The organism is Amycolatopsis sp. NPDC004169 (assembly GCF_040610315.1).
GTDB lineage: Bacteria > Actinomycetota > Actinomycetes > Mycobacteriales > Pseudonocardiaceae > Amycolatopsis.
The window spans coordinates 69,427-86,504 of record NZ_JBEXMD010000017.1; the positions used below are offsets into that span (position 1 = coordinate 69,427).

General features: G+C 72.6%; 12 protein-coding genes. 3 read left to right on the top strand and 9 right to left on the bottom strand.

The annotated features are described in order from the left end of the window. Window positions 1–2: 2 nt before the first annotated feature. Genes ABZX11_RS23555 through ABZX11_RS23590 form a run of 8 tightly spaced genes read right to left on the bottom strand, consistent with a single transcriptional unit; the run spans window position 3 to window position 9,567 of the window. Window positions 3–1,424, bottom strand: coding sequence for an L-fucose/L-arabinose isomerase family protein (locus tag ABZX11_RS23555; protein ID WP_354916270.1), 1,422 nt, complete (start codon window positions 1,422–1,424; stop codon window positions 3–5). 8 nt (window positions 1,425–1,432) lie between these two features. After that, window positions 1,433–3,451 (bottom strand): bifunctional aldolase/short-chain dehydrogenase, encoded by a 2,019-nt coding sequence (locus tag ABZX11_RS23560; protein WP_354916273.1) that lies wholly within the window; start codon window positions 3,449–3,451, stop codon window positions 1,433–1,435. Further along, a complete protein-coding gene (gene rhaI, locus ABZX11_RS23565) occupies window positions 3,448–4,614 on the bottom strand; it encodes an L-rhamnose isomerase (protein WP_354916276.1) in 1,167 nt (388 codons plus the stop codon). The genes ABZX11_RS23560 and rhaI overlap by 4 nt, the downstream gene beginning before the upstream one ends. A 5-nt stretch (window positions 4,615–4,619) precedes the next feature. Next, window positions 4,620–4,955 carry an L-rhamnose mutarotase gene (locus ABZX11_RS23570; RefSeq protein ID WP_176169757.1) on the bottom strand — a complete coding sequence of 112 codons (336 nt, stop codon included), beginning with the start codon at window positions 4,953–4,955 and terminating at the stop codon, window positions 4,620–4,622. After that, window positions 4,955–6,016 carry a rhamnose ABC transporter substrate-binding protein gene (rhaS, locus tag ABZX11_RS23575; RefSeq protein ID WP_176169758.1) on the bottom strand — a complete coding sequence of 354 codons (1,062 nt, stop codon included), beginning with the start codon at window positions 6,014–6,016 and terminating at the stop codon, window positions 4,955–4,957. Before rhaS ends, ABZX11_RS23570 begins: the two co-directional genes overlap by 1 nt. A gap of 5 nt (window positions 6,017–6,021) precedes the next feature. Beyond that, window positions 6,022–7,020, bottom strand: coding sequence for an ABC transporter permease (locus ABZX11_RS23580; RefSeq protein ID WP_354916281.1), 999 nt, complete (start codon window positions 7,018–7,020; stop codon window positions 6,022–6,024). Next, window positions 7,013–8,053: an ABC transporter permease gene (locus tag ABZX11_RS23585; RefSeq protein WP_176169759.1), complete on the bottom strand. Its 1,041-nt coding sequence runs from the start codon at window positions 8,051–8,053 to the stop codon at window positions 7,013–7,015. Before ABZX11_RS23585 ends, ABZX11_RS23580 begins: the two co-directional genes overlap by 8 nt. Further along, a complete protein-coding gene (locus ABZX11_RS23590) occupies window positions 8,050–9,567 on the bottom strand; it encodes a sugar ABC transporter ATP-binding protein (RefSeq protein WP_354916284.1) in 1,518 nt (505 codons plus the stop codon). Before ABZX11_RS23590 ends, ABZX11_RS23585 begins: the two co-directional genes overlap by 4 nt. Before the next feature lie 150 nt (window positions 9,568–9,717). Between ABZX11_RS23590 and ABZX11_RS23595 the strand changes: the two genes are divergently transcribed. Both ABZX11_RS23595 and ABZX11_RS23600 read left to right on the top strand, forming a co-directional pair. Next, the gene (locus tag ABZX11_RS23595) at window positions 9,718–10,743 is read left to right on the top strand and encodes a LacI family DNA-binding transcriptional regulator (protein ID WP_176177640.1); all 1,026 of its coding nucleotides are present in this window, start codon (window positions 9,718–9,720) and stop codon (window positions 10,741–10,743) included. Window positions 10,744–10,819: 76 nt separating this feature from the next. Then, complete coding sequence (locus ABZX11_RS23600) at window positions 10,820–13,150, top strand: glycoside hydrolase family 2 TIM barrel-domain containing protein (RefSeq protein ID WP_354916287.1); 2,331 nt, start codon at window positions 10,820–10,822, stop codon at window positions 13,148–13,150. Between the two features lie 292 nt (window positions 13,151–13,442). Here the strand turns inward: ABZX11_RS23600 and ABZX11_RS23605 are convergent, their stop codons facing one another. Next, entirely contained in the window at window positions 13,443–13,805 is a 363-nt protein-coding gene (locus tag ABZX11_RS23605) for a DUF488 family protein (protein ID WP_176169761.1), read from the bottom strand. Between the two features lie 292 nt (window positions 13,806–14,097). Between ABZX11_RS23605 and ABZX11_RS23610 the strand changes: the two genes are divergently transcribed. Beyond that, entirely contained in the window at window positions 14,098–17,076 is a 2,979-nt protein-coding gene (locus tag ABZX11_RS23610; protein WP_354916290.1) for a BTAD domain-containing putative transcriptional regulator, read from the top strand. Window positions 17,077–17,078 lie beyond the last annotated feature (2 nt).

Below are 17,078 nucleotides of genomic sequence, written 5' to 3' on the forward strand. Positions count from 1 at the left end.
CTTCACGGACGCACCACCGTCAGCTCCAGGCCGAGCAGGTCCGCGACCGCGGTCAGTTCGGCGACGCGGTGGCCGGTGCCGAGCGCCCAGTGGTGCGCGATGCCGCTGGCGGACCAGGCGTCGGTCCACTCCCCCGGGTCGCAGCCGAAGTCGACGCGGGACGTGGTGTTGCCGATCCGCAGCAGCGGCCCGGGCACCACCGTGCCTTCCGCCGCGACGAGCGCGAACGTGCCGTCGCGGCGCTGGCCGAGCCCGCACAGCGTCACCGGCCCGTGCTTGACGTCGAACTCCACCGACACGCCCCAGCCGCGCTTGCCGTGGTAGACGCCGAGGCCGCGCAGCAGCGGCTTGCGGGCGCTGATGCCCAGGTGGGCCGGCCCGTCGTGGCCCATCTCGACCACCCGGTCGCGGAAGTTCAGCGCCTGCAGCTCGGTGAACGAGCCGCCCGCGCCGAGGCGATCCATGACCAGCATGGCCAGTGACGTCCGCAGCTCGTACTCGCCGACGGCCGGGATGCCACGGGCGGTGAGCAGGGACGCGCCGAGGATGAACCCGGCGCCGACGCGCTCGTGCGTCTCGCCGTCGAGACCGCGGTGGTAGTAGGCCAGGGAGTCGAGCGAGAAGTCGTCGACGAGCCGGTCGAGGGCGACGGACACCCGCGCGCCCCACGCGAAGTCTTCGTCCAGTACGGACTCGTCCACAGTGAACACTTCACGGGCCAGCTCGACGCGGTCCTTCGTTTCGGCCTCGGTGACCTGCTCCACGCGCACCCGCAGGTCGTCGACCTCCAGGATCTCGACGTGCCCGCCGAGCTGGGCCGACACCAGCGTCGGGTCGGTGGCGACGTCCATCATGCCCGGGTAGAGGTGCCCGAGCAGCCCGTGGCGGCCGTGGCGCAGTATCGCACGAACACCCGCGGCCTTGATCCAGCGCTCGATCCGCGTCCACGCCCGGCTGTCCTCGAGGTACCCGGACACCGAGCGGAACTCGACGCCGAGGCGCCGGAACGCATTGGCCATCTCCGGCAACGGGCAGGCGCCGCAGTAGGCCAGCCACGCGCCGGTGTCGAAGGACTCGTGGTCCATCGCCTCGGTGGGCTGCAGGTTCAGCAGCAGCACCGGCGCGCCCGAGCGCTGCGCGACCGGGGCCAGCATGTTCGAGGTCAGGTACGTCGTGAGGAAGCCGACGATCAGGTCGCACCCGGCCACCCGCAGCTTCTCCGCCGCGGCCGCGCCCTCCTGCGCGTCCGAGACGAACCCGGCGTCGACCACCTCGCAGTCCAGAGTGGACAGCCGCTCGGTGACGCGCCGCGCCGAAGCCTGCAGCCGGGGCAGCAGCGCCGGGAACTGCGGCCAGTACGCACCGAGCCCGCCCGAGACGAGGCCGACCCGGGTGCGGCGCGGGGTGATCCGGTCGAGCGTCATCGGTTCTCCTAACGCAGGAACGCGGCGGCCACCCCGGCGTCCACCGGCACGTGCAGGCCGGTGGTGTGGGTGAGGTCGCCGCCGGTGAGGGCGAACACCGCGGCGGCGACGTGCTCGGGCAGGACTTCGCGCTTGAGGATGGTCCGCTGGGCGTAGAACTCGCCGAGCTTGGCCTCTTCGACGCCGTAGACCGCGGCGCGCTGGGCACCCCAGCCGCCGGCGAAGATGCCCGAACCCCGGACGACCCCGTCGGGGTTGACGCCGTTGACCCGGATCCCGTGCCCGCCCAGCTCGGCGGCCAGGAGCCGGACCTGGTGGGCCTGGTCGGCCTTCGCCGCGCCGTAGGCGACGTTGTTCGGGCCGGCGAACACCGAGTTCTTCGAAGAGATGTAGACGACGTCGCCGCCGATGCCCTGATCGATCATCGCCTTCGCCGCCGCCTTCGCGACCAGGAACGAGCCCTTGGCCATCACGTCGTGCTGCCGGTCCCAGTCGCGTTCGGTGGTCTCCAGCAGCGGCTTCGAGATGGACAGGCCCGCGTTGTTGACCACCAGGTCGATCCCGCCGTACGCCAGCACGGTCGCGTCGATCGCCGCCTGCACCGCGGCGGCGTCGGTGACGTCGGCGACGACCGCCGTGCCGCCGACCTCCGCAGCGACCTCCGCCGCCGCGTCCCCGTTCAGGTCCGCGATCGTCACGCACGCACCTTCGGCGGCGAGCCGCTGGGCGATGGCCTTGCCGATCCCGGATCCCGCGCCGGTGACCAGGGCGATCCGCCCGGCGAGGGGTTTGGGTTTCGGCATCCGTTGCAGCTTGGCCTCTTCGAGGGACCAGTATTCGATCCGGAACTTCTCGCTCTCCGGGATCGGTGCGTAGGTCGAGACGGCTTCGGCGCCGCGCATGACGTTGATGGCGTTGACGTAGAACTCCCCCGCCACCCGGGCGGTCTGCTTGTCCTTGCCGAAGGAGAACATCCCCACGCCCGGGACCAGCACGATCGCCGGGTCCGCGCCGCGCATCGCGGGCGAATCGGCCTCCGCGTGCCGCTCGTAGTAGGCCCGGTAGGAGTCGCGGTACTCGGCGTGCAGTTCCTTCAGCCGCGCGACGACGTCCTCGAGGGGCGCGGTCGCCGGGAGGTCCACGACCAGGGGCCGGACCTTGGTGCGCAGGAAGTGGTCCGGGCACGACGTCCCCAGCGCGGCGAGCGGCTGCAGCTTCTCCCGGGAGAGGAACTCGAGCACGACCTCGCTGTCGGTGTAGTGCCCGACCTGGCGCTGGTCGGTCGAGGCCAGACCGCGGACCACCGGCGCCAAGGCCGCGGCGCGCGCGTGCCGTTCCTCCGTGGGGAGAGCTTCGAAGCCCGGGACGACCGGCCCGAACGGCTCCGGCGCACCCCGCTCGGACAGGAAAGCTTCGGCGGTCCGGATGATCTCCAGGGAGTTCCGCTCGCATTCCTCGGAGGTCGTGCCCCAGGCGGTGATGCCGTGCCCGCCGAGGATCACGCCGATCGCCTGGGGGTTCGCGGCCTTGACCGCGGCGATGTCGAGGCCGAGCTGGAAGCCGGGGCGCCGCCAGCCGACCCAGGCGACCCGGTCACCGAAGCACTCCTTGGTCAGCGCCGGACCGTCCGCCGCGGTCGCGAGGGCGATCCCGGAGTCCGGGTGCAGGTGATCCACGTGCGCGGCTTCCACGAGACCGTGCATCGCGGTGTCGATCGAGGGCGCGGCGCCGCCGCGGCCGTGCAGGCAGTAGTCGAACGCGGCGACCATCTCGTCCTCGCGCTCGACACCCGGGTAGACGTCGACCAGGGACCGCAGCCGGTCCAGCCGCAGCACGGCCAGCCCCGCCTCGGTCAGCGTGCCGAGATCACCGCCGGAACCCTTGACCCACAGCACCTCCGTCGGCGCGCCGGTCACCGGGTCGGTGACGGCCCCCTTGGCGGAGGTGTTGCCGCCGGCGTAGTTCGTGTTGCGCGGGTCGGCCCCCAGCGCGTTGCTGCGCGCGATCAGCTGCGCCGGCACGCTCATGCTCCCCACCCCGCCTGCTGCCCACCGGCCCGCTCGGCCACGATCTTCTCCTGGTACCCGCTGCGGTGGTACGCCGCGACCGGATCCGGATCGAGCCCGGCCTCCTCCCGCAGCTCGGCCAGCAGCGGCCGGACATCGGTGTTGTAGGCGTCCATCAGCACCGCGTTCGCGCCCAGCACGTCACCCGACAGCTGCGCCACCCGCAACGCCGGGCGATCCACCAGCAGCGCCTTCGCCGTGGCTTCCTGGACGTTCATCACCGACCGGATGATCGCCGGGATCTTCGCCTCGATGTTGTGGCACTGGTCCAGCATGAACGCGATCCCGTACGCCGGATCCAACGCATCCGCCCGGACGATCTCGTACATGATCCGGAAGAGCTGGAACGGATCCGCCGCCCCCACCATCAGGTCGTCGTCGGCGTAGAAGCGGGAGTTGAAGTCGAACGCACCCAGCTTCCCCGCCCGCAACAGGAACGCCACGATGAACTCGATGTTCGTCCCCGGAGCGTGGTGACCGGTGTCGATGCAGACGGTCGCCTTCTCGCCCAGCTCGATGCAGTGGGCGTAGGAGGTGCCCCAGTCCGGCACGTCGGTGGCGTAGAACGCCGGCTCGAACAGCTTGTACTCCAGCAACATCCGCTGGTCCGGACCCAGCCGGTCGTAGGTCTCGCGCAACGCCGCCGCGAGGCGGTCCTGGCGGTCGCGGATGTCGTCCTGACCCGGGTAGTTGATCCCGTCGGAGAACCACAGCTTCAGATCGCGCGACCCGGTCGCGTCCATGATGTCGATGGCTTCCAGCAGGTGATCGGTCGCCTTGCGGCGGATCCCCGCGTCCGGGTTGGTCACCGAGCCGAGCTTGTAGTCCTCGTCCTGGAAGACGTTCGTGTTGATCGCGCCGATTTCGATGCCGAGGTCCCGCGCGTACACGGTCAGCGCGGCGTAGTCGTCCACCCGGTCCCAGGGGATGTGCAGCGCCACGCTCGGCGCCACCCCGGTGAGCCGGTGCACGACCGCCGCGTCGGCGACCTTCTCCTCCGGAGTGCGCGGCACCCCGGGTTGCGGGAACACCTTGAACCGGGTGCCCGAGTTCGCGTACGCCCACGACGGCGTTTCGATGCGCTGGGCCCGCAACGCCGCTTTGACCGCGGTCAAGTCACCCATGGCGATCACTGTCCTTCCCGGACGTCGAGGTGGAAGACCTCGTCGAGCAGCTGGAACCCCGCATCCGGCGGACGGCCGTCGAGGCCGGTGAAGAACTCCGCCATCTCCGCCTGCCAGCGGGTGTTGACGTCGGTCTCCGCCATCGCGGCCCGTGCGGCTTCGAGGTCGTCCGCCTCGACGTACCCGATCAGCAGGCCGTCGTCGCGGAGGAACAGCGAATAGTTGCGCCAGCCGGTGTCGTGCAGGGCCTGCCGCATCTCGGGCCACACCGCCCGGTGCCGCTCGGCGTACGCGGCTTTCCGGTCCGGCTTGACCTGGAGGCAGAAGCAGTACCGTGGCATCAGAAGTCGAACTTGTCGATGTTGTTCGCGTCGAACGTCGTCGGCGGGCCGAGCACGATCTCGCCGTTCTCGCCGATGGTGTACTCGCCGAGCTTGCCCGCCTTGAACTTCTCGCCGGTCTTGCCGGTGATCTGGCCGGACTTGAGCGCGACACCGGCGTAGGCGGCGAGGTAGCCGATGTCCGCCGGGTTCCACAGCGCGAACTGCTTGACCGTGCCGTCCTTGACGAAGGCCCGCATCTGGTTCGGCGTGCCGAGCCCGGTCACCGCGACCTTGCCCTTGTAGCTGGACGAGCTGACGTACCGCGCGGCGGCGGCGATGCCGACCGTGGTCGGCGCGACGATCACCTTGAGGTTGGGGAACGACTGCAGCAGGCCCTGGGCCTCCTGGAACGACTTCTGGTCGTCGTCGTTGCCGTAGGCGACCTTGTCCAGCTTCAGGCTCGCGTACTCCGGCTTGGCCAGTTCCTTCTTGAACACGTCGATCCAGGCGTTCTGGTTGGTGGCGTTCGGCGTCGCCGACAGGACCGCGACCTCGCCGGAGCCGCCGGAAAGGTCCTTCGCCTGCTTCGCCAGCGCCTCGCCGATGCCCTGGGTGGTGGCCTGGTTGATGAAGACGTCGCGGCAGTCCTTGGCGGCGTCGGAGTCGAACGCGACGACCTTGATGCCGGCGCTGCGGGCCTGGTTGAGCGACGGGCACACCGCGTTCGGGTCGTTCGCGGCGATGCCGATGACGTCCTGCTGCTGCTGGATCAGCGTGTTGATGTAGCTGACCTGCGAGGACGCGCTGGCGTCGTTCGGCCCGACCAGCTTGTACTCGCCCTTCAGCTCGCCGAGGGCCTCCTTGCCGCCGCTGACCTCGATGTCGCTGTAGGGGTTGTTCAGCTGCTTGGGCAGGAACGCCATCTTGACGCCCTCCTTCGCCGCGGCGTTCGGGTTCGCCGCCGCGGTGGACTCACCCGCGCCGGAGGCGGCGTTGTCGTTCTTGGTCGTACCGCTGCACGCGGCCAGGACCAGCACCAGCCCGGCCGACACTGCACCGGTGAGGAACCGTCGGGACATCTTCGTCACCTTTCCGGAGTTACCGCTTGCCGACGGCGACGCACTGCCGTGCGGGCCGCAATCACGATGTTGGGCAGCAGGACCGACACGATCAGGAGCACGCCGGTCACGATGTTGAGGGCTTCGTTCGACACGTCCTGCAGGCGCAGCGCGTTCTGCAGGGACGCCAGCAGGACCACCCCGGCCAGCACGCCGGGCAGCGTGCCCTTGCCGCCGAAGATGGACACGCCACCCAGCAGCACGGCGGCCACGACCGCGAGTTCGAGGCCGAAGCCGTTGTCGGCGCGGGCGCTGGAGTACCGCAGCGTCCACAGCACCCCGGCGAGCCCCGCGACCGCGCCGCTCACGACGTACAGCCAGAACTTGAGCCGTCCGGTGCGGATGCCGGCGAACCGGGCCGCCTGTTCGCCGGCCCCGGCCGCGAAGACGCCGCGGCCGATCGGGGTCGCGTGCAGCACCACGCCGAAGACCAGCGCGACGACCACCAGCGGGATCAGGACGTTCGGGATCGGGCCGTCGCCGATCGTCCCGGTGACCCAGCTCGTGTAGGCCCGCGGGAAGTCGGCGACCGCGCCGTCACCGAGCACGACGAACGCCAGGCCGCGGTAGAGGGCGAGCGTGCCGATGGTGACGGCCAGGGACGGCAGCTTCAGCACGGTGACGAAGAAGCCGTTCAGCGCGCCGAGGACCGCGCCGAGCACGATGCAGAGCGGGATGATCGTCTCGATCGCCCACCCCGCGTTCCACAGCGAGCCCATCACCGCCGACGTCAGGCCGAGCGTGCTCGCCACCGAGAGGTCGATTTCGCCGGTGACGATGATGAACGTCATCGGCAGCGCGACCAGCGCGATCGGGAGCAGGTCGAGCAGCAGGAAGGTGAAGTTGCGGCTGGTGCCGAAGTTCTCGACCGCGCCGGAGGCGACGAGCAGGACGAGCACCGTGACGAGCACGACGGCGGCGTCCCAGCTGAGCAGCCTGCCGAACCGGTTCCCGGTGTCAGACATGGGAATCCCTCTTCTTCAGTGCCTTGGCGACGCGCACGGCGACGAGCCGGTCGGCGCCGATCGCGAGCAGGATCAGCGCGCCGACGATGGCCTGCTGCCAGAACTGGTTGATGTCGAGCACGGCCAGGGCGCTGCCGATGACCGTCAGCAGCAGCGCGCCGAGGCCCGCGCCCCAGACCGAGCCGCTGCCGCCGAACACCGCCACCCCGCCGACCACGGCCGCGGCGACGACGTTGAGCTCGTAGCCGGTGCCGGCGGCCGCGTCCACGGTGCCGAACCGGGCGGCGAACAGGACGCCGGCCAGTCCCGCCAGCGCACCGCTGACCAGGAAGGCGGCGCTGGTGTTGCGGCCGACCTTGATGCCCGCGAGCTTCGCGGCCTGCGGGCTCGAGCCCATCGCGTACAGCTCGCGCCCGGCGCGGTAGCTCCGGAGCACGATCCCGGCGGCGACCAGGACCAGCAGGGCGATCAGGACCAGCCAGGGCACGCCGAGGATCGACGCGGTGCCGAAGTCCAGGAAGGACGCCGGGAGCTTGTCGGCGTTGATCTGCCGTCCGCCGGCCCAGAAGTAGCTGACGCCGCGGTAGGCGTAGAGCGTGCCGAGCGTGACGACCAGCGCGGGCACCTGGCCGAAGCGCACCAGGACGCCGTTGACCAGCCCGCACACCGCGCCGACGGCCAGCCCGGCCAGGATCGCGACGACGACCGGCAGGCCCGGGTTGTCCTTCATCAGCGTGCCCACGGCGAACGCCGACAGCCCGAGCACCGAACCGACCGAGAGGTCGATGTTGCGGGTGATCATCACGATCGCCTGCCCGACGGCGAGCACCGCCAGGATCGCGGTCCCCAGGAGGATGTCGCGGATGCTCTGCCCGGACAGGAACCGGGAGTTCTGCGTCGCGGTGAACGCGACCAGGACGATCAGGGCGAGCACGATGCCGGATTCGCGGGCCTTCAGCACGTTCGCCGGCCACGACCGTCGCGAGTGGACGGCCGGGTCCTTCGTCACGCGGGCCTCCTCGGTGACGGTCATGCGGCGGCCCCCTGCCCCATCGCGGCGAACATCACCGAGTCCTCGGTCGCCTCGGCGCGCGGGAGCTCGGCCACGATCCGGCCTTCCCGCATCACCAGCACGCGGTCGGCCATGCCCAGCACCTCCGGCAGTTCCGAGGACACCATCACGATCGCGACGCCCTCGGCGGCCAGTGCCGACATCAGCCGGTGGACCTCGGCCTTGGTGCCGACGTCGATGCCGCGCGTCGGCTCGTCCACGATCAGCACCCGCGGCGCCATGGCCAGCCACTTGGCCAGCACGACCTTCTGCTGGTTCCCGCCCGACAGCGTGCCGACGGGGTCGCCGAGCCTGCGGTACTTGGTGCGCAGCCGCTCGGTCCAGCGGCGTGCCTCCCGACGTTCGCTCGCGCCGGTCAGGAAGCCGAGCTGCGCCAGCGCCCGCGAGCGCGGCAGCGTCACGTTCCGCTCGATCGAGAGGTCCATGATCAGGCCCTGCTGCCGCCGGTCCTCCGGGACCAGGGCCATCCCGGCGGCCATCGCGGCCCGCGACGAGTGCGGCTTGAGCTTCTTGCCGCTCACCTTGACCACCCCGGCGTCCCGCTCGTCGACGCCGAAGACGGCTTGGACGACCTCCGAGCGGCCGGAACCGACCAGGCCGGCGAAGGCGACGATTTCGCCCGCGCGCACGGAGAAGGAGATGTCGCGGAACACGCCCTCCCGGGCCAGGCCCTCGACCTCCAGCACGACCGCGCCGGGCTCGACGTCCTGCTTGGGGAACAACGCGTCGAGGTCGCGGCCGACCATGCGCTTGACCATCTCGTCGACGGTGACGTCCTCGAGGGCGTCGGTGGAGACGTGCCTGCCGTCGCGCATGATCGTCACGCGCTGGCAGAGCTCGGTGATCTCCTCGAAGCGGTGGGAGATGAACATGATCGCGGCGCCTTCCCCGCGCAGCGTCCGGGCGACGGAGAACAGCCGCTCGACCTCGATCCGGGTCAGTGCGGCGGTGGGTTCGTCCATGACGAGGACCCGGGCGTCGGCGCTGAGCGCCTTGGCGATCTCGACGATCTGCTGGTCGGCGATGGACAGGCCGCGGGCCGGGCGAGCGGGGTCGATCCGGACGCCGAGGCGCGCGAACAGGCGTTCGGCCTCGGCGCGGACCGCCGCCCGGTCGATCCGGCCGAGGCTCTTGCGCGGGTGGCGGCCCATCACGATGTTCTCCGCGACGCTCAGGTCGGGGAACAGCGTGGGTTCCTGGTAGATGACCGCGATGCCGGCCGCCTTCGCGTCGGCGGGCGAACCGAACCCGACCGGCTCGCCGTCCAGCAGCAGCGTGCCGTCGTCGGGCTTGTGCACCCCGGCCAGCATCTTGACGATCGTGGACTTGCCGGCGCCGTTCTCCCCCACCAGCGCGTGGGCCTCGCCGGCGTGCAGCCCGAAGCTCACGCCGGAGACCGCCGCGACCGCGCCGAACGACTTCGTCACGCCGCGCACCTCCAGCAGAGGGGCCCGGCCCGGGTCCTGCCGCGTCATTGCGACCTCCGGATTGAAAGGTTTCACAAATCTGGTGCGGTGAAGCTACTATGCAGCGGAAGAAGAAGTCAATGCATCGGCGCGGCCGTGGCCAAACGGCGTCTCCACCAGGTCGGTCGCCGTGATGTTACGTTTCAACGAGGGGGTCCGATGGTCGTCAGGGAGCCGCGAGCCGCGGGCATGAAGGAGGTCGCGGCGGCCGCCGGCGTCTCCCTCGGCACGGTGTCCAACGTGCTCAACCGCCCCGACCGGGTCAGCCCGGCGACCCGGGCGAGGGTCGAGGCCGCGATGGCCGACCTCCGGTTCGTGCGCAACGAATCCGCGCGGCAGCTGCGCGCCGGCCGCAGCCGCGTCCTGGCGTACGTGATGCTCGACGGCAGCAACCCGTTCTTCACCGACGTCGCGGGCGGGATGGAGGACGCCGCGGACGCGGGCGACCTGTCCCTGTTCCTCTGCAACAGCGCGCACCAGCCGTCGCGCGAAGAGGCCTACCTCGGGCGCCTCGAACAGCAGCGCGTGCAGGGCATTCTCATCACGCCGGTCGACCCGGACGCCCCGCTGCTGGGCGAGATCGCCCGCCGCGGCACGCCACTGGTGGTCGTCGACCGCACCCCCGAAGGCGCCACGCACTGCTCGGTCGCGGTCGACGACGTCCACGGCGGCGAGATCGCCGTGCGGCACCTGATCGAGCAGGGCCACGAGCGGATCGCGTTCATCGGCAACCACACGAGTGTCGGCCAGGTCCGCGACCGCCGCCTTGGCGCGTTGCGCGCCCTGGAAGCGGCGGGCCTCGGCCCGGACCACCTGGTCGACCTCACGACAACGGCCCTGACCGTGGCCGACGGCCGCGGAGCGGGCGAGCGCCTGGCGGGTCTCCCGTCCCCCCGCCGCCCGACGGCGGCGTTCTGCGCCAACGACCTGGTCGCCCTCGGCCTGCTGCAGACGTGCGCGAACCTCCGCATGAGCGTCCCGCAGGACTTGGCCATAGTGGGCTACGACGACATCGAGTTCGCCGCGGCGGCCGCAGTGCCGTTGACCTCGGTCCGCCAGCCACGGCGCCGGCTGGGCCGCACGGCGGTGGAGCTGCTGCTGGCGGAGGCGTCCGAAAGCGACCACGAACACCGGAAGGTCGTGTTCACACCGGAACTGGTGGTGCGCGCTTCCACCCTTCGGTGAGCAACCGCCTGATCGTTTGTGACGTCTTACCCGGGACGAGCGATAACACAGCGGAGCCCGAGCCCGGAGGTCGCCGATGGCCGAGTTGCGGGGGCGGTTGTCCCGGCGGGGGTTCCTCGCCGCCGGTGGGGCCGCCCTGCTCGGGGTCGTCGCCGGGTCGGCCGGGCATGCCTCGCCCGGGGCGGATGCCCTGCGGCTGGGGGATTTCTGGTTGTTCGGGCGGTACGACGACGGGTGCACCGAGCTCGGCTTCGACGAGGTCGACCTCTCCCCCGTTCAGCTGCCGCACTGCGTGACGCCGCTTTCGTGGACCGGGTGGGATCCCGCGTCCTGGCAGGACCGGTGGATCTACCGCAAGCACTTCACCGCGTCCACGGCCGAACGCCACACCGCCCGCTTCGACGGCGTCATGACCAACGCCGAAGTGCACCTCAACGGCCGGCTCCTCGGCACCCACGAAGGCGGCTACCTGCCCTTCGAAGTCGAACTGCCCGACGTCGTGGCGGGCGACAACGTGCTCGCCGTGGTCGTGGACGGGCGGTGGACGCTGGACGTGCCGCCCAACCTGCCGCGCGGGGGCGGGCCGTCGGTGATCGACTTCTACCAGCCGGCCGGGATCTACCGCCCGGCCACCGTCGGCGCGGTGCCTCGGGTCCGGCTCACCGACGTCTTCGCCCGGCCGGTCGACGTGCTCTCCCCCGGCCGGTCGCTGCACCTGGCCTGCACGCTCGACTCGCCCGTCGCGGGCCAGGTGACCGCGTCCGTGCGGCAAGGCGGCCGTGAGCTGGCGCGCGGGGCCGCGCCGGTGCGGGGCAGGACGGCCGAATTCGACGTCGGCGGGCTCGGCGGGGTGCGGCTGTGGGACGTCGAGGACCCCGCCCTGTGCGACGTCGTCGTGACCGTCGAGTCCGGGAAACACGCGGTCGACCAGCGGGTGGTCCGGACCGGGTTCCGCGACGCGCGGTTCACCACCGAGGGGTTCTTCCTCAACGGGCGGCGGCTGCAGCTGTTCGGCCTCAACCGCCACCAGTGGTACCCCTTCGCCGGCGGTGCGCTGCCGGATCGCGTGCAACGGCGGGACGCCGAGATCCTGCGCCGCGAGCTGAACTGCACCATGGTCCGCTGCTCCCACTACCCGCAGTCCAGCGCGTTCCTCGACGCCTGCGACGAGCTGGGCCTGCTGGTGTGGGAGGAGATCCCCGGCTGGGGTCACGTCGGCGACGACGCCTGGCAGCGGCGGAACCTGGCGGACATCGAGGGCATGGTCGTGCGCGACCGCAACCACCCGAGCATCGTCGTCTGGGGCACGCGGGTGAACGAGGCCAACGGGCCGACGGCGATGTACCAGCGCACCGGGCGGCTCGCGCGGCAGCTGGACCCGTCCCGCCCGACGAGCGGCGCGCTGGCCAGCAGCACGCTCGGCCGGTTCGCCGGCAGCGACGTCGAAATCCTGGCCTACAACGACTACACCGCCCGGCGCGGGGCGCCCTTCCGGCTGCGCCCGCCGCGGCCGGGGGTGCCGTACCTGGTGACGGAGACGATCGGCACGCTCGCCGGCGCCCGCGCGTACCGCCGCACCGATGCCCCCGGCGTCCGGCAGCAGCAGGCGGAACTGCACGCGAAGGCCCACGACCTGGCCGCCGCCGACGACCGTTACTGCGGGTTGCTCGCGTGGTGCGCGTTCGACTACCCGTCGGGCTGGCAGCGGTCGGTCGGCGGGTCGAAGTTCGCCGGCGTGTCGGACATCTTCCGCATCCCCAAGCCGGCCGCGGCCTTCTACGCCTCGCAGGCCGATCCTCAGGTGCGGGCGGTCGTCGAGCCCGGTTTCGCGTGGGACTTCACCGCCCAGCCGGCCGGGCCGGGCGCCGGCGCGACGATCTGGTCCAACTGCGACCGCCTGCTGCTGTTCCTCGACGACCGCCCCGCGGGCGAGGCCCGCAGCAGGCGCGCGGACTTCCCGCACCTGCGGTACCCGCCCTTCGCAGCCGACCTGGTGGTGCCGAAGGGGCGGCGGCCGCAGCTGCGCATCGACGGCTACCTGGCCGGACGGCTGGTCCTCAGCCGCCGGTTCAGCGGCGACCGCGGTGCGGACGTGCTCAGCTGCGTGCCCGACGACCCGGAGTTGCGCGCGGACGGGAGCGACGCCACCCGTGTGGTGGTGGCGGCAACGGACCGCTTCGGGACGCTGCGGGCGGGAACGGCCGGACGAGTCCGGCTGACGCTGACCGGCCCGGGCGAGCTGGTCGGCGACCCGGTGCTGGACTTCGGCGCCACGGGTGGCGCGGCCGCGGTGTGGCTGCGGCCGTTCGCGGGGCCGCCGGGGACGCTCACGCTGACGGCCCGCCACGACACACTCGGCTCGGCCACGGCCACGGTCCTGGTGACGGCCGACGCGGCCCGCTCCTGAAGCGCCGAGCCGGGGCGCGCGAGATGGGCGCGGTTGCCCGCCGGTAGGGGTCGGGTTGCGTACCCACAGGGTCGGGTTGGGTACCCACAGGGTCGGGTTGCGTACCCACAGGGTCGGGTTGCGTACCCACAGGGTCGGGTTGCGTACGTCGAAGGTCGGGGCGGGCCCCGCGAGGTCGACTTGCGTACCCAAGCAGTCGGGCTGTGTCCGCAGAGGGTCGGGTTGCGTGCCCAGGCAGTCGGCCTGCGTACCCGGAGGGTCGGGTGGCGTACTCAGAGGGTCGGATGCCGGGTCACTCGCCGGTGAGGACCGCTGCCAGTACCGCTGCCTGGCTGATTGCCGGGGTGGCGCTGGCCGTCAGCAGGGTCACCGGGCCGTCGCCCGCCAGCTCGCGCAGGCGGTCCAGGGCCGCCACTCGGTCCGGCTCGCGCAGCTCGGCACGGTAGCGCTCGGCGAACTCCGCGAACCTCTCCGGGTCGTGGCCGTACCAGGTGCGCAGCCGGTCCGATGGCGCCAGGCCGCGGTACCAGCCGTCGAGGACCACCGCCGTCCGGGCGGTTCCGCGGGGCCACAGCCGCTCCACGAGCACGCGGACGCCGTCGGCGGGCCCGGCCGGGTCGGCCAGCCGCGCCACCCGGACGACCGTCGGCTGCATGCGCGCATTCTGCGTCGAGCAGGCCCGGACCGCCACCGGAGTCCGGCAGCTGCTGCCCCGGGCAGCGAAAAGGGCCACCACGGCGACCGTGGAGGGGTCGCCGTGGTGGTCCTACCCCCAGCTCGTGCCGCCCGTGGAACAACGACAGCCGAATCCGCCGGTCCCCCGGCGACCGAGCCGGCCGTGGACATCGTCGGGAGCATGTCCTGCAGCCCCGCCAGGATGGCGGACCGGGGCTGAGCCACGCTTGCAGTACGCTTGCACACCCGATCAGGTGAGGGGAGGTGACCGGGTGGAGTTCCGCGTCCTCGGCGCCGTCGAGGCGACGGCGGACGGCGCCCCGGTCGACCTCGGTTCCCGCAAGCAGCGCCTGGTCCTCGCCGTCCTGCTGCTCGAGACGCCCCGCCCGGTCACCGTCGAACACCTCGTGGACCTGCTGTGGCCCGACGATCCCCCGGCCAGCGCGCGCAACACCGTCCAGGCGCTGGTTTCGCGGCTGCGGGCGGTGTTCCGCACGCACGGCGGCCCAGAGCTGGCTTCCGGAAGCCATGGTTACGTGCTGCGCGCCGACCCGGACACCATCGACGCCCACCGCTTCACCGCCCTCACCCGCCGGGCCCGCGCGGCCGGTGACGAGGCCGCCGTCGAGCTGTTCGACGAGGCACTCGGGCTCTGGCGGGGCGAGCCGCTCGCCGGGGCCGCGTCCGCCGACGTCGCCGGTGTCCTGCTCGCCGGGTTGCACGAAGCCCGGTGGAGCGCGCTGGAGGACCGGATCGACGCGCAGCTGCGGCTCGGCCGGGGCCGTAACCTGCTGGCCGAGCTGACGAAGCTGGTCGCCGCGCACCCGCTGCGGCAGCGGTTCGTCGGCCAGCTCATGCTCGCCCTGTACCGCGAAGGCCGCACTGACGCCGCTCTCGCCGCCTTCCGCGCCCTGCGCGCCCGGCTCGTCACCGAGCTCGGGCTCGACCCTTCGCCGGAGCTGAGCCGGCTGGAGGCGGCGATCCTCGCGGCCGACCCGGCGCTCGACCCCGCGCCGGAGCCGCCACCCGAGCCGGTCCGCCCGGCGCAACTGCCGCACGACGTCCGCGGCTTCACCGGCCGCGCCGCCGAGCTGGCCCGGCTCGACGCACCGGCGGAACCCGGTGCCGGTGCCGACATCCGGGTGGTCACCGGGACCGCGGGCGTCGGCAAGACCGCGCTCGCCGTCCGCTGGGCCCACCGGGTCCGCGACCGGTTCCCCGACGGCCAGCTCTACCTCGACCTGCGCGGGTTCGACCCGGACCACGAGCCGCTCACCCCGGCCGTCGCCGCCGCGCAGCTGCTGCGGGCGCTGGGGACCGACCCGCGCGCGATCCCGCCGGAGCCGGACGCCCGCACGGCGCTGTGGCGCTCGCTGCTGGCCGACCGGCGGGTGCTCGTCCTGCTCGACAACGCCCGCGACAGCGCCCAGGTGACGCCGCTGCTGCCGCCGTCGGGCACCGTGCTGGTCACCAGCCGCCAGCGGCTCGGCGACCTCATCGCCCGCACCGGCGCGCTCGCGGTGCCGCTGTCCGTGCTGCCGGCCGAGGACTCCCGGCAGCTGCTGGAAACCGTGCTCGGGCCGCCCGCGGTCGCCGCCGAGCCGGCCGCGGCGGCGGAGCTGGCCCGGTTGTGCGGGCACCTGCCGCTGGCCCTGCGGCTGGCGGCGGCGAACCTCGGCGCCGGCGAGGTGTCAGGGATCGCCGAGCTGGCGCGCGAGCTCGCCGGCGGCGACCCGCTGGCCGGGCTGAGCGTCGACGGCGCCGAAGAAAGCGCCGTCACCACGGCGTTCTCCGTTTCGTACCGGGCACTGCCCGCCGAGCACCGCCTGCTGTTCCGGCGGCTCGCGCTGGTGCCGGGCCAGACGTTCACCGCGCCGGTGGCCGCGCGGCTCGCCGCGGTCGCCGACGGACGCGGCGGCCAGCAGCTCAAGGCCCTCGCCGCGGCCAACCTCGTCGAACGGCACCTGCCGGGCCGCTACCGCTTCCACGACCTGCTGCGCAGCTACGCGGGCGGGCGGGTCGCGGCCGACGACACCCCCGCCGACGCGGACGCGGCGCGGCGGCGGCTGTTCGACCACTACCTGGCCACCGCCGACGCGGCAGGCCGGTTGCTGATCCCGCACTTCCTCCGGCTCCCCCGGCGCGAGCCGGAGCCGGCGTTCGAGGGCACCGAAGACGCGCTGGCCTGGCTGGACACGGAGTGGCCGAACCTCGCCGCCGCCGTCGAGCACGCCGCGGCGCACGGCCCGCGCGAACACGCCTGGCACCTGGCCGACGCGCTCCGGGCGTTCTTCCACCACCGCGGCCACCACACCGAGTGGATCGACACGGCCACGACCGCGCTGACGGCCGCCCAGGCCGAAGGCGACCGGCAGGCGCAGGCGGCGATGCGGCTGTCCATCGCGCTGGCCGGCGTCAACAGCGGCCGCTACGCCGAAGCACGGGCCCACTTGACGACGGTCCTCACCGACGGGCTGGCGGCGGAGTGGCCGGCCGGGCGCGCCGCGGCGCTCAACAACCTCAGTGCCGTGCTCCAGCGCCTCGGCGACGCGCGCGAAGCGATCGAGTGCGGTCTGGAAGCGTTGCGGCTGTGCGAAGAAACGGCCATGCCGGGGATCACGATGGCCCTGGCCAACCTCGGGTTCGCGTGCGGCCAGGTCGGCGACTTCGAAGCCGCGCTCGGGCACTTCGGCCGGGCGCTGGAGATCGCCGAACGCGACGGCGCGCGGTTCAGCGTGGCCGTGCTGCTGGTCGACCTCGGGCACGTCCACCGCGATCTCGGGAACGCCGTCGCGGCCGGGCTCTACGAGCGGGCGCTGACCGCGAACCGGGAACTCGGCTACCAGTACGGCGAAGCGGCGGCGCTGTCCGGCCGCGCGGTCATGGAGGCCAGGGCGGGCGACGCCACCCGGGCCCTCGCCGACGCGGCCGAAGCGGTGGAACTGACCCGCCGCATCGGCGACCGCGGCACCGAAGCGTCCGCGCTGGCCTCGCTGGGCGAAACCTGCCTCCGGCTGGACCGCCCGGCGGACGCGGTCGAGCACCTGACGGCGGCGCTGGAGATCGCCCGGGAAACGAGCTTCACGTGGTGCGAAGCCGCGGCGCTGACCGGTCTCGCCGAGGCGGCGCTCGCCGTGGGTGACGCCGAAGCGGCGCGCACCCACGGCGAAGCCGCGGTCAAACTGGCCGCCCAGGCCGGCTACCGGCCGCTGGAAACCCGGGCGGCAGCCGTGCTGGCGGAAGCGGCCTAGCG